This window comes from Mycobacterium sp. 360MFTsu5.1 (assembly GCF_000383495.1).
In the GTDB taxonomy this organism is placed as follows: Bacteria; Actinomycetota; Actinomycetes; order Mycobacteriales; family Mycobacteriaceae; genus Mycobacterium; species Mycobacterium mucogenicum_B.
Genome location: NZ_KB911463.1, coordinates 365,907 through 385,540 on the forward strand (window position 1 = coordinate 365,907; position 19,634 = coordinate 385,540).

Below are 19,634 nucleotides of genomic sequence, written 5' to 3' on the forward strand. Positions count from 1 at the left end.
TAGGTCAGAGGGCGAAGACCTGGCCGTCGCGCGCGACGGTGATCTTGCCCTGGTAGCGGTGGCCGATCGCATCCCGCCACTTCGCGTCGGGCAGATCGGTGGGCGAATAGTGGCTCAACACAACATGCCTGGCACCTGCCGCCGCGGCGACTTCACCCACCTGCTCGGCGGACGTATGGGACCGGACCAGATAGCCGGGCGGGAACCTGCTGTTGTTGCCGCCGTCGGCGAGGCTGAACTGTGCTTCGTGCACCAGGATGTCGGTGCCCTGCGCCAGCGCGATCAGATTGTCGGACTTGGTCGTGTCACCCGAGAACGTGACGGAGACACCAGATTTCAGCAGGTCGAACCGGAAGGCGAAGGCCGGGTACACGTCGTAGTGGCTCACCAGGGTCGCGGTGACGCGCACGTTGTTGTCGGTCATGACCGGGAAGGGGTCGGTACGTGGCGCCCGGTTCTGGTAGTCCGATCCAGGAGGGACGACAACCTCGTGCACGTTGACCAGGCTCTGGATGTCGTCGGTGCCCATGTCCCGGATGAAGATGTTGCTGGTGTAGGCGAAAGCCCGGTGCAGTGCATCGGTCGTGGCCGCGATGCCCGGTGTGGGGTTGGCCGGTTCGACGGTCGGTGGATTGGGGTTGCCGACCTCGCTCGGTGGCAGACCACCGGCCGGGCCGGGTCCGTACACCGACACCGGGCCTTTACCGGGTGACGCGGTGTAGCCGCCGGAGAGGAAGAAGCTGTAGTAGTCGACGATGTGATCGGTGTGCAGGTGCGTGATGAACAGGCTGCGCAGTTGGTCGAATCTCAGCCCCGCGTTCGTGAAGGCATTCAAAGAGCCCAGGCCGCAGTCGATCTGGTAGACGTCGTCGCCGATCTTCAGTGCCGACGAGATGCCCGTCCGGTTCGGCACCGGCGGCGGGCCCGCCTGCACGCCGAGCGTGATCAGTGCGTTCTGCGGAAGGTCCCCACCGCCCGGCGCGGCTGAACTGCCGGCCGAGGTCGCCAACGCAGCGCCGCCGAGCAGCGCGGACACCGACGCGGCGATCGCCGTCCGCCGGGAAATCGCATCGACGCCGTCGGCGCAGTCAGGGCCACACCCGTGCATGACGGCAACGTATCGCCCTTTTCGCCGAAACCGTGGTCTCGGCGCGCGGAATCAGTGTGCGGCGTTGCGCGCCAAGTCGATGGCGAACGACTTCACGAACGTGCCCGCGCCGGGCTCTCCGCGGCCGCACGACCCGTCGGACTCGCCGACGCGCTTGACCCACAGGTACGCATCGGCGTGCGCGCCGGCGGTGTCGGTGGTGGGCGCGACGCCCAGCGCACGACCGTCCGGGTTGCACCAGTACATCGGGTCACCTTCGGCGGGCCCGGCACCGTTGCGCGAAGTGTCGATGACGTAGTGCGCGCCGTTGGTGAGGCCTGAGATCGCCTCGCCGTACCCGATCTCTTCATTGGTGGTGAAGTAGTTGGTCGTGTTGAGGCTGAAGCCGCGGGCCTTGGCGACACCGACATCGTTCAGCCGCGAGGCCATGGTCTCGGCGCTCACCCAGCGCGAGTGTCCGGCGTCGATGTAGACCGCCGCGGCCGGGTCACGGGTCAGCGTGTCGACGGCGTAGCGGATCAGGTCGAAACGTTCCTGACGCTGGCCGGCCGACAGGCAGTCGGCCATCGCGAGTGCGTCGGGTTCGACGATGATCGCCGCCGGGGAGCCCCCGAGGCCCGCCGCGACGCTGTCGATCCACGCCCGGTAGCTGTCGGCCGATCCGAAGCCACCCGCCGCGTAGCTGCCGCAGTCACGGTGCGGGATGCCGTAGAGGACCAGCACGGGAGTGGCGCCTGCGGCGTTCGCGGCGCCGGCCAGCCCGGCGACGGTGCCGCCGACCGTGGAGGCGGGGAACGCCTGGTCGAGCCAGTAGGCCTGCGGCGTGTTGGCGATGGCGGTGAGCTCGGGGCTGGGCGGGTCGGCCTGCGCGGCGGCGGCCCGGGCCTTCGAGATCGGGTCGGCGTAGAAGGGCCGGCCGGCCAACGGGTTGCTGTCGTCGACCAGGCGGATTGCCGGGTTGTCGGCGTGCGGCGCCGGGTCGACGGTCAGGCCGACGCTCGCGACAGCGGCGACAGCGAGGAGGGGAGCGGTCCAGCGGGCGACAACGCCAACAGCCGAAGAGATCACCTCAGGAAAATAGTTCGCCTTGGTCAATAAGCGCCAATCGGGGGCCAAAGTTGGTGTGCGAGTGATCAATGTGGCTAGTTGCTACTTCGGCTCACGTCCGAACCGCTGCCCATCCTGTTCCTGCGAACACCAGGATCATCTCGGCCTCCCCACCCGGCCACCGATTGGCCGAATGTGGTGTGGACCCGTTTCCTACGCGAGGACAAACGACGATGACCACAGTGAAGGTTCAGGCGATTCCGTTCAACGGGGTCCGGATGCGGTTCGACAGTGACAAGACATTCGACGAACTGAGTGCCGACCTGCTCGCCGATATCGGTACCGAACCCGCGCAGATAACGGACCTGCAGGCGCTGGCAGATCGCGACTGGAATACGTTCGCAGCGGACGTCCAGCGACAGGCCGGACCGAGCGATTTCATGTTGATGCACCTGATCGACCACACCCGGTGGCTCAGCACCGCTGGCGTGGAGCGCAAGGCCCTGCGCGTCATCCTGGGCAATCCGCTCATCGCGATCACCATGATTAGGCACGACCTCACGGCCGGGCTGTTCGCTCCCGTAGAGGTCCTTCTGACGGAAGCTGATGGCAACCGGAGCGCCTTGACCTACGTCAAGCCCTCGTCGCTGATGGTTGTCGACGACAACCCGCCGCTACTGGCGGCGGCACTGATCTTGGACGACAAACTCGCCGCCCTGGCCGAGAAGGTATCGAGCACCGGCGACGCAGCGTGAACTCGACCGGCGCGTCGGCGCTGCCCTAACGGTGCCCGCCGCCACCGCCTCCATGGTTGATCACGCCCGTGCCGGGGTAGAGGTACCACTCGTCATCGCCGAACGGGAACTCGTCATCGCTCGCGATGACCGACGGTGACGCGGCCGGCACCGACGTCGGGCCGCTGATTTCACTGCCCTGACAGACAGTCACCGACGGATCGCAGATGTCGGCCTGCGCGGCCGGAGCGACGAGGACGCCCACCGCCACGCCTGCCGCCGCGAAAAGCGCCGCCTTCTTCGAGAGGTCCATGGCGGTTCCTTTCGCCGTCCGCAATCTGTATTGGACGAAGCTACCGCCAGGCACGAGAAATTGTGGGCTGCCGCCCTGATCAGTGCTCGGTGCCCAGCGAGCAGAACGACAGGACGACAGTGGCGTTGAACGACGTCGAAAATCGGGCTTTCGTCTCGGCCTCCTTCTGCGTCTGAGCCACGCCGGTGCCCCACATGAGGCTGTGGTTGAACGGGTTGGGACTCGTTGCGAGCGCGGCGCATTCGTTGTCGCCCCAGACCACGATGCGGCAGTCGGTACCGCCCTTGTTGAGGCAGTAACCCACGGCGTCGAACTTGGCCTGGTTCGCATCCAGCAGGCTCTGGGTGTAGCCCCACTGGCCCGTCGCCGGCGAGAACGCGATGGCGAGGAACCTGTTGACTCCGGCATTCGCCGGAGTCGCCGCGCCGAGCGCACCGGCGATGGCTCCGGCAGCGATGAGGGCAGCGGCGGCGGCTGAGCGGCGACGGACGGATACAGCGGTCATGGCGTTCTCCTTGGCTGGTCGGCGCCCTCGTGGGCACCGTTCACTAGCTAGGAGCGATCAGCCATCGCCAAGTGGACACTTTTTTCAGAGCCACTTTTTCGGATCATCGGATTTCCGGGATGCGCTCCGGGTGCAGCATCTCGGCGTAGCGCAGCTGCTCGGGGATACCGAAGCCGTCGACCAGCACCTCGGCGTACGGCCGGAGCTTGCGGCAGCGATCGTTGATCCCGGCGGTGACGGCCTTGGCCCGGTCCATCGACAGGAAGCGGTGCTCGATGTACCACGCCTTGTCCTCTTCGATTACCGACAACGCATACAGGTCACACAGGAGGCCGAAGATCTCGCGAGCCTCGGGATCTGTGCACGCGTCGATGCCGGCGGCGAACGACTCGAACACGATGCGGTCGATGTGTGCCGACGCCGCGTGCAGCACATGGTCCTGCACCGAGTTGAACGCCTCGAAGGGGCTCATCTCCTTGGAGTTGGCCTGGAGGCGGCGGGCCACGGTCGACAGCAGGTAGTCGGCCCGGTCCTCGAACATCTTCGCCTGCGTGCCGCGGTTGAAGAGGCTGCCCTCTTCCTCGTTGTCCTGCCGAGTGTCGAGCAGGTTCTGCAGGATGGTCTCGGTTCCGGTGCTCCGGCGCACGCGCTCCCGGGCGGTGCTGGTCGCGAACTTCACCCACTCGAACGGGCTCATGCCCTTGATGTCGTCGGCGTACTCGGTGAGCAGGTGCTTGGCCACCAACTGCGTCAAGACGTGGTTGTCGCCTTCGAACGTCGTGAACACATCGGTGTCGGCCTTGAGCGCGATGAGCCGGTTCTCCGCCAGATAACCCGCACCGCCGCAGGCCTCGCGACACTCCTGGATCGCCTTGGTGGCGTGCCAGGTCGCTGCGGCTTTCAGGCCCGCGGCCCGCGCCTCCAGTTCCCGCTGCACCTCACCGTCCGGTTCGTCGACCTCGGTCAGATCATGCAGGTCCGACACCAACTCGTTCTGCGCGAACTGCAGCGCGTACGACTTCGCGATCAGCGGCAGCAGCCGGCGCTGGTGCACCAGGTAGTCCATGATGAGGACTTCGTCGTCGGTCTTCGGCGCCTCGAACTGCCTGCGCTGCAACGCATACCGGGTCGCGATGTCCAATGCGACGCGGGCGGCGGCCGCGGCGCTGCCGCCCACCGTCACGCGTCCGCGGATCAGCGTGCCCAGCATGGTGAAGAACCGCCGGTTCGGGTTGTCGATCGGAGACGAGTACGTCCCGTCCTCAGCGACGTCGCCGTAGCGGTTGAGCAGGTTCTCCCGTGGGATCCGCACGTGGTCGAACTGGATGCGACCGTTGTCGACGCCGGGCAGTCCGCCCTTGTAATGACAGTCCGAGGTACGGATGCCGGGCAGGTCATTGCCGTACTCGTCGCGCAGCGGCACCACGAAGCAGTGCACGCCGTGGTTCTCACCCTTGGTGATCAGCTGCGCGAAAACCGCTGACACCTGGGCTGATTCGGCCGCGCCACCGATGTAGTCCTTACGCGAGGTGGGGGTCGGCGAATCGATGACGAACTCCCCGGTCGCCGGGTCGTACGTGGCGGTCGTCTCCAGGGACTGCACGTCGCTGCCATGCCCCGTCTCGGTCATGCCGAAACAGCCGACGAGGTCCAGGTCGATGGCCTTGCGGACGTACGCCTCGTGGTGGCGTTCCGTGCCCAGGTTGTCGATGGCACCGCCGAACAGGCCCCACTGCACGCCGGCCTTGACCATCAGCGACAGGTCGCTCATGGCCAGCATCTCGATACGGGCAATGGTGGCGCCCGCATCGCCGTTGCCGCCGTGCCCCTTCGCGAAAGCGTCCTCGGCGGCACCGCGCGACGCCATGTACTTCATCTGCTCGGTGACCTTGGCCCGGGCCACCACGGTGTCCGGGGTGTAGTGCGGCTTGAACAGCTCCGCGGAAAGCTCTTCGCGAATACGGTCTTTCACGTCGCGCCAACGCCCGTCCAGGGCGTACCGGAGATGTTCGGCGGTCGTCGTCACAAAGCGTCCCCTCCATCGCACGGTCGCGGTGACGACCGCATGGTCCATCTAGCGTTCAATGCTGATGCCGTACAGATCAATGCTATGCGGCAGTGACTTCTGTGGGTTCAGCGTAGCGCCGCGCAGCACTGGGCCGGACTCGTTCAGTACGTGCGCCAGGAAGGCCTGCCCGAGGAACACCGACAGGCCGGCGCCCGGGCAGCCCTGCGGGCCGTGGCTGAAGAAGTTGTACGACCAGTCGCTGCCGGCGTCGCCGCTGACCCACTCCCCCGGCGAGAATCGATCGGCGTAGGGGATCCGGTCGCGGTTCCGGTGATTGAACACGTTGTAGATGAGGACCTGCTTGCCTTCGGGCAGCACTGCGCCACTGGGAAACTCGATGTCACGGGTTGCGACGCGCCCGAACAACCCCGTCGTCGGCCACAGCCGCATGGTGTCGAGCAGGCACCCGCCGAGGTACTTCAGCGACGCGATGCCCTGCCCCGAGTTGATGTCGGCCGACGCCAGCTCCGCACGGACCTCACGCAGGTTCTCCGAGTGGGTGGACAACACCGCCAGGGTGCGGAACGCGTTGGCGGCCAAGGTGTCCCCCATCGCGAACAGCCAGTGGATCACCTGGCTCGCGGGGCTCGCCGTCTCCGGGGGCGTCGTCTCGGCGATCAGCGCGGCCAGACTGCCCGGCTCCGGATCCCTCAGGTAGGACTCGATGTGCCCGACGAACTCCGGGTAGCCGGGCGCCGGTTCGCCGGGCATTCCATTGCCCGCCGACATCAGCTCGCTGAGCTGGGAGGTGAGCCGGGCGTCGTCGGCGGCCTTGTCACCGAAGACCACGCTGCGGGTCAACCGCTGGAATGCCGCGTTCCACTCCGCCCACTTCAGCTCTCCGGAGCCCAGGCCTTCGACGGTCCGCGCGACCTTCTCGACGAATGCCTGCGCCAACCGGTGCACCGGATGGCCGGTGTCCAGCACCGCCTCGGCGAACCGCCGGCGGTCCTCCCACGGCTGCCCGCGCGAGATGGTCAGCGCGTCCGGCTGGAAGGCCGCCATGCCTTCTCTCTTGGGCTTGGGGTCGGACGCGAACGGGTCGGGCGACCCGCCCAGCACGAACTTCAGATCGTCGGGATGGTGCACCAGCAGCGCCTCGTCAGCGACGACCCGGACGTAGAACGGACCGGGCCCGTAGCTGCGCACCATGCCCTCGACCAGCTGGTATCCCAGATAGTCCGAGCCGAGCCCAGATGCGATGCGCGTGGGCAACTCTCGCTTGTTGAACAGTCCCAGAAGGACATTCGGAACGCCGATCTGGGCGGTGAACCGAACCCCTTCGACGATGGACGCGTGCGGGAAATCCTCGGCCATCGTCCGTCAGCCCCAGGGGAGGTAGGCGCGGACGGAGTCGGCCAGCTGCACCACCGGGTTCTTCTTCCCCGGCACCGGTGCACCCAGCTTCGGCCACGGCGCGAACACCCGCTCGACGTCGCCGATCACCGGCTCCAGCTCCGGATAGTGCCGCAGCATCACGTCTTTCATGGTGTTGTTGTTCACCCAATCGAACCCGACCTGCGTGTACACCTCGGGTTTGAAGTCGTTGGTGAAGAAGCGGTCGCTCTTGAGCCGCCGCGACGCCATCAGGATGAAGATCCGGAAAGCGGTGTCCGAGAAGCCGAATCCCTTCGGCGGCTGCTCGGCCTGCATGCCGATCTGCAGGTCGACGGCGTCGACGTCACCGTTGTAGACCTCGTTGATCTCACGCGCCCACTGCTTGTTCGGCGTGATGTCATCGATCGTCTTGCGCCGCGGCATCCGCAGTGCTTCGCGGAAGTCGTTGTAGCGCGGCACACCTCGCTCCCGGTCGCGCACGATGTCGAGCGTGGCGAGGTCGGTGATCTGGCCGTCGACGCGGGTGAGGTTGCGTAGCGCATTCGGGTAGTTGTGCAGACACACCGCGCCGGCGCTGGCCAGCCCGAAGGAGTACCACATGTCGCCCATCTGGATTTTGTCCATGAAGCCACGTGTGTGCGCGCCCTGCAGCTGGGTGAAGTCCGCCTTGACGAGGTGCTCACCGGACTCCAGGGAGAAGAAGTTCCAGTCGTCCGGGATCAGCGGGTGCATACGGTAGACCGAGACGAACTCCTCGGTCAGCGAGAACGGCGCGGCGTGGTGATCAGTCGGTGAGCCGATGATGCCCGAGATCGCCTCGTTGTCGCTGATCCGGCCGAACTTCTCCTGGAACGTCTCCCCCAGTGCGCCATACCAGTTCGCGTTCATGCCGATCTGCAGCGCCGGGTGACGCAGAACGCACGGCGTCCACTCGACGGTGTGAATCTTGGCGATCAGCGCCGAGACGACCAGCATGCCGATCTCGAAGAGACGCTGATCATCGAAGCTCGGGTAGGCCTTCTTCAGTGCGTCGCAGACCGCGTTGTGCTCGCGCGCGAACATGGTGTGCAGCAGACCGGTGCCGACCCAGTAGTTCTCCTGCATGCCGGTCAGGTCGATGCCCTTGATGTCGCTCTCGGGCAGACGACCGTTCGGGTCGACCTTCACCTTGCCGTCGACGAAGGTGCGGACCTGCGACTGGCGCTCCTTGCCACTGCCGTAGACCTGCGAACCGTCCCACCAGTGCGTCTCCGCGTTCGCGAAAACCGGTGCGGGACAACCGTCGGCGATCTCACCCCGCAGCGGGATGGTGCACCGGATCTTCATCGGGTTCTCGGGGAAATGATCATCGGCGCTCAGCGGGATGTCGATGGTCTTGTCGGGCACACCGTCGCCGTGGAAGAACCAGTTGTGGTTCTCGAACTGCAGCCACGCGGCGGCCAGCGCGTTGATGATGCCGGCGGGCTTGAAGTCGTCGCGGGCCATGAGCTTGCGGCTGATGACGCGTGGGTCCGGCTTGAGGAGGCGCTTGACGTCGGTAACCGTCATCGACAGCGGGACGTTGCGCCCGAAGCCGGTGCCCTTGGCACCCATGTGCGGGTCTTGGAGATCGTTCCAGGTGCCATCAGGCTGACGGGCCCGGCGCACCTCGTCATTGGGCTGTCCCAGGTCATCGGACGGCCGCATGCCGTACGCCTCGTAGAGGTTGTGCTCGCGCAGTTCGTCGCGGGTCTTCGCCAACGCGTTCAACTGCAGGAGAAGAGAGGGATATTCGTGCCACTGGGACGGAATCATGTTGTCGCCATTTCTTTTTCGAAGTTTGTCGGTGGTCGTCGGATGATCTGGGGTCCGTCAGCGAGGCGTGCGCAGCGCGAAATATCCAATCTTGCTGAACCGGTCGGAACCGGTGTTGAACAGAATCTTGCCGAGGTAGACGCCGGGTACCAGCTCCACCAACTCGTCGCGGATGCTGCGGATCACCAGCCGCGGATTGGATTCCACGTTGGCGTAATCGATGACCATCACCTGGCGGTCGGGGTCGTCCTTGCCGGCTTCGACGTACGTGGCGAAATCGAAGGCGAGTTTGCCCGATTCGGCGTCGCGCATCGAGTACAGCGGCCACAGCAGTTTGCCCACCAGGCCGGTGCTGCGCGTCAGCCGATTGTCCCCGGTCCCGCTATCGGAGTCGAAGCGTTTGCCCTGCCAGGGCATCCACAGGGCGGTGACGGCCCGGGTCACCGTGTCCAGCGCGGGGTTCGTCGTCGTCATGACCAGGATGCCCTCGGTCGGACCGTCCAGGTCGACAGGTGGTGCACCCAGCCGAAAAAGGTCGTTGAGCTGCGCCTCGGCCGCGTCGGCGTCGTTGTCGGCCAAGGCGGAGAGTTCGACGATCCAACTCCACGCCGAGTCGACCGCCCCCGGCTGACCCTCCGCTACCGATTTGCGCAACCACTCCAACCTGTCGTCCGCAGCAGAATCCGCGGTGGTTCCTTGTTCGCTCATCGGCACCATTTCCGTTGAATTTCGAGTACCCGCGGAGCATGATAGTGATCTGCGCCACTCTTCGCGGGCATTTCAAGACGATCGTCCAAACTTTGCCGGCGCGAGCAGAAGTGCCTGATCAGAGGAATAGACTTAGAATTTCCCGCCAGTTCACTGCCACCTCATCTGCCACTGGAGACCTGTGGATACCGCCTCGAGCCGCGTTGCAGGCCGGTTGTCGGGTCCGCGCGGGCAAAAGTTCGCTGCACGCCGTCAGGCACTGGCCGCCCAGGCCACCAGTGGGCTTGCTGAACTGGGCTTCGCACGGGCCAGCATGCGCGAGCTCGCCCAGCATTGCGGGATATCGCTCGGCGTTCTGCACTACTACTTCGACGACAAAGACGACCTCGTCATGTGCTGCGTGCGGCAGTACAAGGACCATTTCATCGACCGCTACAACTCCATCGTGATCGACGGCAGCTCCGGGCCGGAGCTCAAGACCCGCATCAGCGGCGCGCTGAGCAATTCTCTGCGCGAGTCGGCCGTCATGCACCGGCTCTGGTACGACCTGCGCACGCAGGCGCTCTTCGACGACCGTTTCGCCGTGAGCATCAACGAGATCGACGACAGCCTCGCCGCGCTGACCTGGAAGGCCGTGATCGCCTACGCCGAGCTCACCGAGTCCGCTGTCATCGTCACGCCCGCCATCGTCTACGCGACGGCCGACGGCCTCTTCCACCGCGCGCTACGCGACCTGATCACTGGAGACACCGAGGCGCCACAACGACTCGCACACGAAATCGAGTCGGCGCTGGACGATTTCGTCGGGCCGCCAGCCTAGGCATCCGCCCGCAGTCGATCGCGACGCCCTACCCTGGTCGGACATCGAGATCAGCCCTGGGCGCGATGTGTACAGCCAGACGGATTCGTAGCGTCGATGCCATGACACACGCACACGTTCCGACCCCCGCAGAAATGCTGCGGGATTGGCTGCGCCACAGCGCTCAGCAGTTCGCCGACGCGCTCACCGCAGCCGGCACGTGGATTCAGAGCCGCACACATTGGCCTGAACACCGGGCCGACTACTATCCGCCGCGGCGCGACGAATCCTTCGAGGAAGCCGCCATGGCACGCGAGATGTACCGGCTCTGAAGCATTTTCGCCGCTACCCCACACCGCGATCGCCACGTTTGGCGAACTCCGCCGGCGAGCATCCGACCACCCGCGCGAATGCCGCGCTGAAGGCGCTTGCCGAGCTGTAGCCGACCTTGCCGGCAATCGCCGACAGCGCGGGCCGCTCGCCCAGCAGCAATTCCTTGGCCCGCGCGACCCGCCATTCCGTCAGGTACTGCATCGGCGGGATGCCGACGGTACGCGAGAACCGCTCGGCGAAAACGGCCCGGGACATCCCCGCCGTGCGCGCCAGTTTCTCCACCGTCCACTGCCCGGCCAGATCGGCGTGCAATGCCCGCAGAACCCCGGACAACGCCGGATCAGCCAGTCCCCCAAGCAATCCCTGCTCGACCGACGCGTGGTCGGTCTCGAACCGCCACGCCTCGATGAGCAGCACCTCGACCAGGCGCTCGAGGATGAGGTCCCGGCACCGGTTGTGCTCGCCGGCCTCCTCGGCGATCAGCTCCACGATGCGGCCGAGACGGGACGCACCCGGTTCGCCGCGCCGGATGAGAATCGCCGGCGGCAACAGCCGGGCAACCAATTCCGCGTTCGCCCGATCGAACTGGAAGTACCCACCCAGCATCCGCATTGTCGGCGCACTGTCGCCGTAGGCGGCGTCACCGTCGATGTCGATCGGCGCATCCGCCGGCGGCAGTGCCGGATCGCTCGCCAACACGAAGCTCGGTGTCTCGGGCAGGAGCAGGAAGTCACCTTCGCGGAGCTCGATCGCGTCGCCGCCTTCCGGAAGGAACCAGCATGCGCCTTCGAGCATCACAGAGAAAGACGGATCGGCGTAACGCGGCTTGCGGATGCTCCAGTGACCGCCACCGGCCACGATCTTGGACCGCACCGCCCGGGACTGCAACAGCGCGACGATGAAATCGAGCGGGTCCGTTGCCATTTCGACACGGTACCCGCGACAGCGCGAGTACGTGTCTATTCGCTCTGCGCGGCGACGAGAGCCAGCGCGTCCGGGCCCGCCGCGAACCGCAGCCGGCCCGACGTATCGGTCGCGGCCTGGTAGACGACCTCGGCGACGTCAGACGCCGTCGTGAACACGTCGACGTCGCCGAATGCAGCCATGACCGGACCCGCGAACTCCTCGTACTCCGGCGGCAGCAGGCCGTCCATCCGGGAAGCGCCGTTGGCGGTGAAGTTGGTGCCAGGTCCGTAGCCCGGCTCGACGAGTTTGGCGGCCACTCCGAAGAATTCGAGCTCCAATGCCAGCGAGCCGGTGAACCCCTCGATCGCCGCCTTGCTCGCGGTGTACACCGCCGCCAGCGGCATCGGCGCCAATGTCGTGCTGGAGGTCACGTTCACGATGGCGCCGGACCGTCGTTCACGGAACTGCGGGACCACGGCCTGCGTCATGGCGATGACGCCAAAGGTATTGGTCTCGAACACTTCCCGGGTCGTCGCCATCGGGGTGGCCTCGAACGCGCCCACCACCCCGACGCCGGCATTGTTGACCAGCACGTCGATCGGGCCGGCGGCCGCGATGGCGCCGGCGATGCTCTGCGGATCCGTGACGTCGAGCGCCAGCACCCTGATTCGGTCCGAGTCCGGAAGTAGTTCGGGCCGTGGCGTTCTCATGGTCGCGACGACATTCCAGCCTTGCGCATGGAAGTGCCGGGCAATCTCCAGCCCGTAGCCCGACGAACAACCCGTGATCATCACTGTCTTCATAACTCAAAACGTAGGGTCACCGAACGCGACGATCAATGCGCTTTCGTCTGAGATCCATGCGTGATCGTCTTGGCAACCTCGTGCGCTCACAAACAGCGCTGCAGGCGGTCGGCCACCCCCGTTCCCGTGGAATCAGGGCGACGGTAAATCTTCACACCCCATGGACGGCCTCCTAATTTCGGTGTGATGGCGTGCGCGCCTGACCGATAGCCGTCGACGTTAGGAGCGTGATGACCACCCGCGAGGCCCCGGTGGCCGCCGCGGCACCCGGTACTGAACCTGCTGCAGTGCAGGCGGTTTCCTGGCTCAGCCGCGTCCGCGCTCGGCGCTGGGAAATCATCCGCTGGCTGTCACCGCTGGCGGTACTCTTCCTGTGGCAGGCCGGCAGCGCGTGGGGCCTCATAAATCCCGAGGTCCTGCCGGCGCCCCAGACCATCGCAGAGGCCGGTATCGAGCTGATCAGCAACGGTCAACTCGCCGAAGCACTGCGCATCTCCGGCATCCGCGCCGCCGAGGGCCTGTTCCTCGGCGGAGTCATCGGCGCCGCCCTCGGCGCCCTCGTGGGGTTCTCGAAGTGGGCCGACGCCACGGTCGATCCGACGATGCAGATGATCCGGGCGCTGCCCCACCTGGGCTTGATCCCGCTGTTCATCGTCTGGTTCGGCATCGGCGAACTGCCCAAGGTGCTCATGGTCGCGTTGGGTGCGGCATTCCCGCTCTACCTCAATACCTCGTCGGCAATCCGCCAGGTCGACCCCAAGCTCTTCGAAACGGCTGCCGTACTCGGCTTTTCGCCGCTCCAGCGGCTGCGGACGGTCGTTATCCCCAGCGCCGCTCCCCAGGTCCTCGTCGGGCTGCGGCAATCGTTGGCCATCTCGTGGCTCACGCTCATCGTCGCTGAACAGATCAACGCCGACTCCGGCGTCGGCTACCTCATCAACAACGCGCGCGACTTCCTCCGCATCGACGTGATCATCTTCGGTCTCGTCGTCTACGCGCTGCTCGGCATCATCACCGACGCGCTGGTGCGGGTCCTGGAGCGCCGTGCCTTGCGCTATCGAGTCTGAAAGGCACCCCGTGACAGCACTTTACGAAGTACCCGTGGAACCGCCCGCGGTATCGGAACCGCCCGCAGCAGAGCTGCGCTCGGTAGCCAAGTGGTACGGCGCCAATCGGGTGCTCGACGACGTCAGCCTTCGGGTGAAGCGTGGCGAGATCGTCGCCCTCGTCGGGCGTAGCGGCTCGGGCAAATCGACGATACTGCGGGTGCTCTCCGGCCTCGCCGGCGATTTCCAGGGCGAACGCCAGGTCCAGGGCGCACCCGCCGTCGCGTTCCAGGAGCCCCGCCTGTTCCCGTGGCGATCCGTACGCGACAACGTCCGCTACGGCCTCACCCGCACGAAATTGTCCCGCGCCGAAGCACTTTCCCGGGCCGATCAGGCCCTGGACGAGGTCGGCCTCGCCGACAAGGCGCAGTCCTGGCCCCTGACCCTGTCCGGCGGGCAGGCCCAACGGGTGTCCCTGGCCCGCGCACTGGTGGCAGAGCCGCAATTGCTGCTGCTCGATGAGCCGTTCGGCGCGCTCGACGCCCTGACCCGACTCTCGATGCACCGCCTGCTGCTGAACCTCTGGCGCCAGCACAACTTCGGGGTGCTCCTCGTCACGCACGACGTGGACGAGGCCATCGCGCTGGCCGACACCATCGTGGTGCTCGAGCACGGACGCGTGGCGCACACCCTGCAGATCGAGAATCCGCGCCAGCCGCATGACCAGCGCGACCGACGCACCGATGACTACCGCACCGAGCTGCTCGCGCAACTCGGTGTCTGACGGGAGAACACTGTGAAACATTCCCGGGCAGCACGCCTGGTATCCATCCTCGCCGCCGGCGCATTGCTCAGCGCCTGCGTCTCCAGCCGTGACACCAAGAACGAAGTGGCTGTGCCGCAGACAGTTCCGGCATCGGACCTGACCGGCCTGACGCTGCAGGTGGGCGATCAGAAGGGCGGCACCGAGTCCTTGCTCCGGGCCGCCGGGGAGCTCGACAACGTGCCCTACAAGGTGCAGTTCTCGACGTTCACCTCCGGGCCGCCGCAGGTCGAGGCGGCCACCGCGGGCAAGATCGACTTCGCCGTCACCGGGAACACGCCGCCGATCTTCGGCGCCGCGGCAGGCGCGAAAATCCGTGTCATCGCGGCCTATTCGAACAGCGCCGCCGGTGACCAGATCCTCACCCCTGCCGGCTCGGCGGTTCATACCGTGGCCGACCTCCGCGGGAAGAAGGTCGTCGTAGGCAAGGGCAGTTCGGCACACGGCCATCTGCTGCTCCAGCTGCAGAAGGCCGGCCTGACGGTCAAGGACATCCAGCTGGTGTTCCTGCAGCCGGCCGACGCCTTCACCGCGCTGAGCCAGGGCCAGGCAGATGCCTGGGCCATCTGGGATCCGTACACGGCCCTGGCCCAGAACCAGCTCAAGGTGCGCACCGTCGCCACCGCCGAAAGCGTCACCAACGGCTACGGATTCGGCATCGCCGCGGTGGCCGCGCTGCAGGACGCCAAACGCAACAGCGCGCTGGCCGACTTCGTCCAACGGGTGGCGCGGGCCTCGCTCTGGGCCAAGGACCACCCCGACGAGTGGTACCAAAAGTACGCTGCCGCAATCGGAATCGATCCCCAGGTGGCCCGCGTCGCGCAGTCTCGGAGCCTGCGGCTGGCCATTCCCATCAACGCCGCGGTGATCGCGTCTGAGCAGCAGCTCGCCGACGCATTCGCCCAGTCCGGACAGATCGACCACAAAACCACCTTCTCGCAGTTCGTCGACAACCGGTTCGGCGATCAGTTGTCACAGTTCTGGACCACCGCAAAATAGGAGGATCGTCTTGTCCGCCAAGTTCTTCTGGTTCCTGCCCACAAACGGTGACAGTCGCTCGATCGTCGGTGCGTCGCACGCGTCATCGCACCACACGGTTCCGGCGTCATACCGCAAGCCCAGCCTGCGCTACCTCGGTGAAATCGCCCGCGCCGCCGACCGTCTCGGGTTCGAAGGGGTCCTGACGCCGACGGGAACCTGGTGTGAGGACGCCTGGTTGACGTCGGCAGCGCTGCTCGAGCAGACCGAACGACTCAAATTCCTGGTCGCGTTCCGGCCCGGCCTGGTGCCGCCCACCCTGGCCGCACAGCAGGCCGCGACTTTCCAGCGATTCTCCGAAGGACGCCTGCTGCTCAACATCGTCAGCGGCGGCGACGATGTCGAACAGCGCCGGTTCGGCGACTGGCTCAGCCACGACCAGCGCTACGAACGCACCGGCGAGTTCCTCGAGATCGTGCGCGATATCTGGCGCGGCGGCCCCGTGGACTACCGCGGCCGGCACTACTCCGTCACCGATGCCCGCGTGTCCGAGCCCCCGAACCCGTTGCCGCAGCTGTATTTCGGCGGATCGTCGCCGGCGGCCCTGCCCATCGCGGCCGAGCACGTCGACGTCTACCTGACATGGGGCGAGCCGCCGGCTGCCGCCGCGGCCAAGATCGCGCAGGTGCGCGAGCTGGCCAAGGCCCGCGGGCGCACCCTGCGGTTCGGCATCCGGCTGCACACCATCACCCGCGACACCTCGGAGGCCGCCTGGGCCGTCGCCAATTCCCTTCTGGCCGAGCTGACGCCCGAGCAGATCGCCAAAGCCACTGCGCTGCATGCTAATTCCGAATCCGAAGGACAGCGGCGCATGACGGCGCTGCACGGCGGCCGGCTCGACCACCTCGAGGTCTACCCGAACCTCTGGGCCGGTGTCGGGCTGGTCCGCGGCGGCGCCGGGACCGCGCTGGTCGGCAGCCATGAAGAAGTCGCGTCGCTGATCTCCGAATACCACGACCTCGGATTCGACGAGTTCATCCTCTCCGGCTACCCGCACCTCGAAGAGGCCTACTGGTTCGCCGAAGGCGTGCTGCCGCTGCTGCGCAAGCGCGGCGCCCTCGCCGCCTAGCTGTCGTGACCTGGGAGGTTGTTGACGGCGTGCCTGCTTGAAATGGGGAGGACCTCCTGACGGAGTGGATGTGTCTGGCATTCACCCGTAGGAGGTCCTCGTGTCTCACGCTAACGCCCGTACCAACCTGTTCGCTCGTCGCCTGATCGTTGAGCGTGTCGCCGCGGGGTGGCCAGCGGCGCATGTGGCCGAGCAACTCGGCATTTCACGGTCCACGGTCTACAAGTGGCTGCGCCGATACGCCGAAGGCGGTGAAGCGGCACTGGCCGACCGATCCTCACGCCCGCATCACATGCCCCGGCGCACCAGCGACCGGGTCGAAAAGAAAGTGCTGGCCGCCCGGGCCCGCCGCAAGCGCGGTGCGGTGGTCCTGGCAGCGGAACTGAATCTGAATCCGTCGACGATCGGACGGATTCTCGCGCGCCATCACGTGCCGCATCTGTCGGCGATCGATCCGATCACCGGCACGTCGGTGCGTACCTCGCGGCGCCCAGCGAACCGCTATGAACATCGCCTACCGGGGGCCATGGTCCATGTCGATGTCAAAAAGCTCGGCCGCATCCCTGACGGTGGGGGTTGGCGGTTGCACGGACGCGACGCCAGAGTGTCAGTTGCTAACCGGCACAAGAAAACCAAGATCGGCTACGACTACATCCACACCGCCATCGATGACCGCACCCGGCTGGCCTACAGCGAAGTGCACACCGACGAAAAAGACCTCACCTGCGCAGCATTTCTGCACCGAGCCTTGGTCTGGTTCGCCGGCCACGGCGTGCGCGCGCGGCGGCTGCTGACAGACAACGCGATGGTTTACCGCCGCGGCACCAACTGGGGCTGGGTGTGCTCAGCGTGGCAGCTCAAACGCCGCTTCATCAAACCCGGCTGCCCCTGGACCAACGGCAAAGCCGAACGCTTCAACCGGACCCTGCTCAACGAATGGGCCTACGCCCGCCCGTGGACCTCCAACGGCCAACGCACACAAGGCCTTGACCGATTCCTCCACCGGTACAACACTCAACGAGGCCACTCCGCCCTCGGCGGAAAACCACCCATCAGTCGGCTCGCCGCCTGACAACAACGTGTCAGGTCACGACACCTAGCCGAGGTTCGCGCTGGGATCGCCGAGATCGCTGTGCCGCGACGCCATCGGGGTGATCGCCGGTAGATCGCCGCCGGCGACCACCATCCGGGCAATCGGGGTGAGCGTCTGGAACAGCGTCTCGACCTCGGCGTCGCTCAGCACGTCGAGCGTCGGCAGCGCGGCCGCGTCGGTGCGGTACTCGATGTCGGCCTTGAGCTCGCGACCCACATCGGTCAGCGAACCGTCGGCCGTCAACAGACCGCGCTCGGCGAGCTGCGCCGTCACCGCCGCCCACTCGGCCTCGTCGTAGTCGCGTGTGGCCAGGACCTTCTCCTTGGTGGTCCGGCCGGCGGCGACGTGCAGCACATTGCTCTCGCGGCCCGTGATGCCGGCCGCCACCAGGGCCGCGACGTGGGCGTCGCCCCGCTGTTCGCGCAGCAGGGTAGCCGCGTGCCAGAGCGCGGCCACGGGCTCGTCGGGCCACGGCACCGCGGACAGCGCGGCGAACAAGGGACGACCGTCGACCGCCGCGTCTCGCGCGGCCCGGCCCAGCAGATCGGCGGCGGTGCGCAGGTTCTCGTCGGCAACCAGGCCGTAGCGACGCAACGCGGCGACCGCGCCCGCTTCCCTGGCCGCGATCGCCTGCTGGGGCGTCGCGATGTCCCACGCACCGGCCAGCGACTTCGTGACGCGATGGCCGGCGAAGTTGTAGAAGACCGCCTCGACGACCTGCGGCGGCACCGGGCCCAGTGGTGCTGACCTGGTGACGAAGTAGCCGCTCCAGAAGCTGCGATAGCCGAGGTCGACGGCCGCAGCCCGCGCCTCGGGCGCGAAATACGTGATCGCGTGCACGGGTTCGAATCGCTCGAACAACCGACGGGCCAAAATGGGTGTGCGGGCCATGCTGCCAGTCAAGCACGGGGCCTCCGGCACCCGCGAACAGCCACTGTGCTGCCGGGAATCGCGTGGTTTTCGGCACATTTGCATCCGCCCCGCGCAGGTAGACGGCGCATCGAGGTGTGTTGGCACCACCTCGCCACGTAGGGTGCTTTGGTCGGCCTCAGCGAACATGTCGATAGAAAAGTTGGGCACAGTCATGACGACAGCAGCAGAAGCGTCGCCGCTCGAAGCGCGGATCGGCCACCACTACCAGATGGACGGCACCTACCTGGTCGGCCGCGAGAAGCTGCGCGAGTACGCCCGCGCGGTGCAGGATTACCACCCCGCGCACTGGGACGTCGCTGCCGCCAATGAGCTCGGCTACGCCGACGTCATCGCACCGATCACGTTCACCTCGACCCCCGGCATGAAGTGCAACCGGCGGATGTTCGAGTCGATCGTCGTTGGCTATGACACCTACCTGCAGACCGAAGAGGTCTTCGAACAACACCGCCCGATCGTGGCGGGCGATGAGCTGGTCATCGACGTCGAGCTCACGTCGGTGCGCCGGACCGCGGGCCGCGACTTCATCACCGTGACCAACACCTTCACCGACACCAAGGGCGAGCGGGTCCACACCCTGCACACCACCGTCGTCGGCGTGACGGCCGAGGACATCGACGGCGACGTCAAGACGGCCGTGCAGAAGGCCATGATGCACGACATGAACATCCTGGACATCGGCTCCGAGGAGTACCGCAAGACGGTGCGTCCGGAAGGCGAGATCCGGTTCGCCACCGACTCGGCCCGGACGCCGGGGACTCCCTCGTTCGACGACGTGTCCGTCGGTGACGAACTGCCCGCGAGTCACCTGCGGCTGTCGCTCGGCGACCTCGTGAACTACGCCGGCGTGGCCGGCGATGCCAACCCGATTCACTGGGACAAGGACCTGGCGCAACTGGCCGGGCTGCCCGACGTGATCGCCCACGGCATGCTGACCATGGGCCTGGGTGCCGGATACGCCTCGACGTGGTCCGGTGACCCCGGTGCCGTGAGTCGCTACACCGTCCGCCTGTCGGCGCCCGCGGTGGTGCCGGCCACCGAAGGCTGCGACATCGAGTTCAGCGGCAAGATCAAATCGCTGGATCCCGAGACCCGCACGGGTGTCGTCATCGTCGGCGCCAAGTCGGGCGGCAAGAAGATCTTCGGCCTCGCGACCATGGACGTCCGCTTCCGCTGATC

Annotated in this window: 20 protein-coding genes; 9 read left to right on the top strand and 11 right to left on the bottom strand. The window is 66.4% G+C overall.

Annotated elements, in window-relative coordinates; genetic code table 11:
• Positions 1-4 precede the first annotated feature (4 nt).
• Together H289_RS0105305 and H289_RS0105310 are read right to left on the bottom strand one after the other, a co-directional pair.
• Complete coding sequence (locus H289_RS0105305; protein WP_020099717.1) at positions 5-1,108, bottom strand: MBL fold metallo-hydrolase; 1,104 nt, start codon at positions 1,106-1,108, stop codon at positions 5-7.
• Positions 1,109-1,159: 51 nt separating this feature from the next.
• Positions 1,160-2,176, bottom strand: coding sequence for a glycoside hydrolase family 6 protein (locus tag H289_RS0105310; protein WP_020099718.1), 1,017 nt, complete (start codon positions 2,174-2,176; stop codon positions 1,160-1,162).
• Positions 2,177-2,388: 212 nt separating this feature from the next.
• Between H289_RS0105310 and H289_RS0105315 the strand changes: the two genes are divergently transcribed.
• Entirely contained in the window at positions 2,389-2,910 is a 522-nt protein-coding gene (locus H289_RS0105315; RefSeq protein ID WP_020099719.1) for a DUF302 domain-containing protein, read from the top strand.
• 25 nt (positions 2,911-2,935) lie between these two features.
• Here H289_RS0105315 and H289_RS0105320 read toward each other — a convergent pair whose 3' ends face one another.
• The 6 genes from H289_RS0105320 to H289_RS0105345 all read right to left on the bottom strand — a co-directional run bounded on the left by H289_RS0105320 (position 2,936) and on the right by H289_RS0105345 (position 9,615).
• The gene (locus tag H289_RS0105320) at positions 2,936-3,202 is read right to left on the bottom strand and encodes a hypothetical protein (RefSeq protein WP_020099720.1); all 267 of its coding nucleotides are present in this window, start codon (positions 3,200-3,202) and stop codon (positions 2,936-2,938) included.
• 79 nt (positions 3,203-3,281) lie between these two features.
• Positions 3,282-3,707: a DUF4189 domain-containing protein gene (locus H289_RS31720; RefSeq protein ID WP_020099721.1), complete on the bottom strand. Its 426-nt coding sequence runs from the start codon at positions 3,705-3,707 to the stop codon at positions 3,282-3,284.
• A gap of 103 nt (positions 3,708-3,810) precedes the next feature.
• The gene (locus H289_RS0105330) at positions 3,811-5,733 is read right to left on the bottom strand and encodes an acyl-CoA dehydrogenase family protein (RefSeq protein ID WP_029104814.1); all 1,923 of its coding nucleotides are present in this window, start codon (positions 5,731-5,733) and stop codon (positions 3,811-3,813) included.
• A 48-nt stretch (positions 5,734-5,781) separates the two neighbouring features.
• On the bottom strand, positions 5,782-7,092 hold the full coding sequence (locus H289_RS0105335) for a cytochrome P450 (protein ID WP_020099723.1): 1,311 nt from the start codon (positions 7,090-7,092) through the stop codon (positions 5,782-5,784).
• Positions 7,093-7,098: 6 nt separating this feature from the next.
• Positions 7,099-8,907: a peroxidase family protein gene (locus tag H289_RS0105340; protein ID WP_020099724.1), complete on the bottom strand. Its 1,809-nt coding sequence runs from the start codon at positions 8,905-8,907 to the stop codon at positions 7,099-7,101.
• 57 nt (positions 8,908-8,964) lie between these two features.
• Positions 8,965-9,615, bottom strand: a complete 651-nt coding sequence (locus H289_RS0105345; protein WP_141772308.1) for a hypothetical protein — start codon at positions 9,613-9,615, stop codon at positions 8,965-8,967.
• A gap of 181 nt (positions 9,616-9,796) precedes the next feature.
• Between H289_RS0105345 and H289_RS29775 the strand changes: the two genes are divergently transcribed.
• Both H289_RS29775 and H289_RS32840 read left to right on the top strand, forming a co-directional pair.
• Positions 9,797-10,435, top strand: a complete 639-nt coding sequence (locus tag H289_RS29775) for a TetR/AcrR family transcriptional regulator (protein ID WP_051634993.1) — start codon at positions 9,797-9,799, stop codon at positions 10,433-10,435.
• 101 nt (positions 10,436-10,536) lie between these two features.
• Positions 10,537-10,746 carry a hypothetical protein gene (locus H289_RS32840; protein ID WP_141772309.1) on the top strand — a complete coding sequence of 70 codons (210 nt, stop codon included), beginning with the start codon at positions 10,537-10,539 and terminating at the stop codon, positions 10,744-10,746.
• Between the two features lie 13 nt (positions 10,747-10,759).
• On the opposite strand, the gene H289_RS0105360 is transcribed toward H289_RS32840, so the two are convergent.
• Together H289_RS0105360 and H289_RS0105365 are read right to left on the bottom strand one after the other, a co-directional pair.
• Positions 10,760-11,671, bottom strand: coding sequence for an AraC family transcriptional regulator (locus H289_RS0105360; protein ID WP_020099728.1), 912 nt, complete (start codon positions 11,669-11,671; stop codon positions 10,760-10,762).
• A gap of 35 nt (positions 11,672-11,706) precedes the next feature.
• Positions 11,707-12,456, bottom strand: a complete 750-nt coding sequence (locus H289_RS0105365) for an SDR family oxidoreductase (protein ID WP_020099729.1) — start codon at positions 12,454-12,456, stop codon at positions 11,707-11,709.
• 230 nt (positions 12,457-12,686) lie between these two features.
• Between H289_RS0105365 and H289_RS0105370 the strand changes: the two genes are divergently transcribed.
• The 5 genes from H289_RS0105370 to H289_RS0105390 all read left to right on the top strand — a co-directional run bounded on the left by H289_RS0105370 (position 12,687) and on the right by H289_RS0105390 (position 17,504).
• Entirely contained in the window at positions 12,687-13,523 is an 837-nt protein-coding gene (locus H289_RS0105370) for an ABC transporter permease (RefSeq protein ID WP_020099730.1), read from the top strand.
• Between the two features lie 10 nt (positions 13,524-13,533).
• Positions 13,534-14,286, top strand: a complete 753-nt coding sequence (locus H289_RS0105375; protein ID WP_029104815.1) for an ABC transporter ATP-binding protein — start codon at positions 13,534-13,536, stop codon at positions 14,284-14,286.
• Between the two features lie 12 nt (positions 14,287-14,298).
• Positions 14,299-15,324 (top strand): ABC transporter substrate-binding protein, encoded by a 1,026-nt coding sequence (locus H289_RS0105380; RefSeq protein ID WP_020099732.1) that lies wholly within the window; start codon positions 14,299-14,301, stop codon positions 15,322-15,324.
• A gap of 10 nt (positions 15,325-15,334) precedes the next feature.
• Positions 15,335-16,432: an LLM class flavin-dependent oxidoreductase gene (locus H289_RS0105385; RefSeq protein WP_020099733.1), complete on the top strand. Its 1,098-nt coding sequence runs from the start codon at positions 15,335-15,337 to the stop codon at positions 16,430-16,432.
• Positions 16,433-16,532: 100 nt separating this feature from the next.
• Positions 16,533-17,504 carry an IS481 family transposase gene (locus tag H289_RS0105390; protein ID WP_029104816.1) on the top strand — a complete coding sequence of 324 codons (972 nt, stop codon included), beginning with the start codon at positions 16,533-16,535 and terminating at the stop codon, positions 17,502-17,504.
• Between the two features lie 24 nt (positions 17,505-17,528).
• Here the strand turns inward: H289_RS0105390 and H289_RS0105395 are convergent, their stop codons facing one another.
• A complete protein-coding gene (locus H289_RS0105395; protein WP_020099735.1) occupies positions 17,529-18,416 on the bottom strand; it encodes an SCO6745 family protein in 888 nt (295 codons plus the stop codon).
• 193 nt (positions 18,417-18,609) lie between these two features.
• Between H289_RS0105395 and H289_RS0105400 the strand changes: the two genes are divergently transcribed.
• Positions 18,610-19,632, top strand: a complete 1,023-nt coding sequence (locus H289_RS0105400) for a fused (3R)-hydroxyacyl-ACP dehydratase subunits HadA/HadB (RefSeq protein ID WP_020099736.1) — start codon at positions 18,610-18,612, stop codon at positions 19,630-19,632.
• Positions 19,633-19,634 lie beyond the last annotated feature (2 nt).

Coding starts and splice junctions, on each gene's coding strand:
- H289_RS0105395 (WP_020099735.1), bottom strand. CDS start 18,416: ATGGCCCGCACACCCATTTTGGCCCGTCGGTTGTTCGAGCGATTCGAA.
- H289_RS0105345 (WP_141772308.1), bottom strand. CDS start 9,615: ATGAGCGAACAAGGAACCACCGCGGATTCTGCTGCGGACGACAGGTTG.
- H289_RS0105400 (WP_020099736.1), top strand. CDS start 18,610: ATGACGACAGCAGCAGAAGCGTCGCCGCTCGAAGCGCGGATCGGCCAC.
- H289_RS31720 (WP_020099721.1), bottom strand. CDS start 3,707: ATGACCGCTGTATCCGTCCGTCGCCGCTCAGCCGCCGCCGCTGCCCTC.
- H289_RS0105335 (WP_020099723.1), bottom strand. CDS start 7,092: ATGGCCGAGGATTTCCCGCACGCGTCCATCGTCGAAGGGGTTCGGTTC.
- H289_RS0105340 (WP_020099724.1), bottom strand. CDS start 8,907: ATGATTCCGTCCCAGTGGCACGAATATCCCTCTCTTCTCCTGCAGTTG.
- H289_RS0105315 (WP_020099719.1), top strand. CDS start 2,389: ATGACCACAGTGAAGGTTCAGGCGATTCCGTTCAACGGGGTCCGGATG.
- H289_RS0105320 (WP_020099720.1), bottom strand. CDS start 3,202: ATGGACCTCTCGAAGAAGGCGGCGCTTTTCGCGGCGGCAGGCGTGGCG.
- H289_RS0105360 (WP_020099728.1), bottom strand. CDS start 11,671: ATGGCAACGGACCCGCTCGATTTCATCGTCGCGCTGTTGCAGTCCCGG.
- H289_RS0105305 (WP_020099717.1), bottom strand. CDS start 1,108: ATGCACGGGTGTGGCCCTGACTGCGCCGACGGCGTCGATGCGATTTCC.
- H289_RS0105365 (WP_020099729.1), bottom strand. CDS start 12,456: ATGAAGACAGTGATGATCACGGGTTGTTCGTCGGGCTACGGGCTGGAG.
- H289_RS0105370 (WP_020099730.1), top strand. CDS start 12,687: ATGACCACCCGCGAGGCCCCGGTGGCCGCCGCGGCACCCGGTACTGAA.
- H289_RS32840 (WP_141772309.1), top strand. CDS start 10,537: ATGACACACGCACACGTTCCGACCCCCGCAGAAATGCTGCGGGATTGG.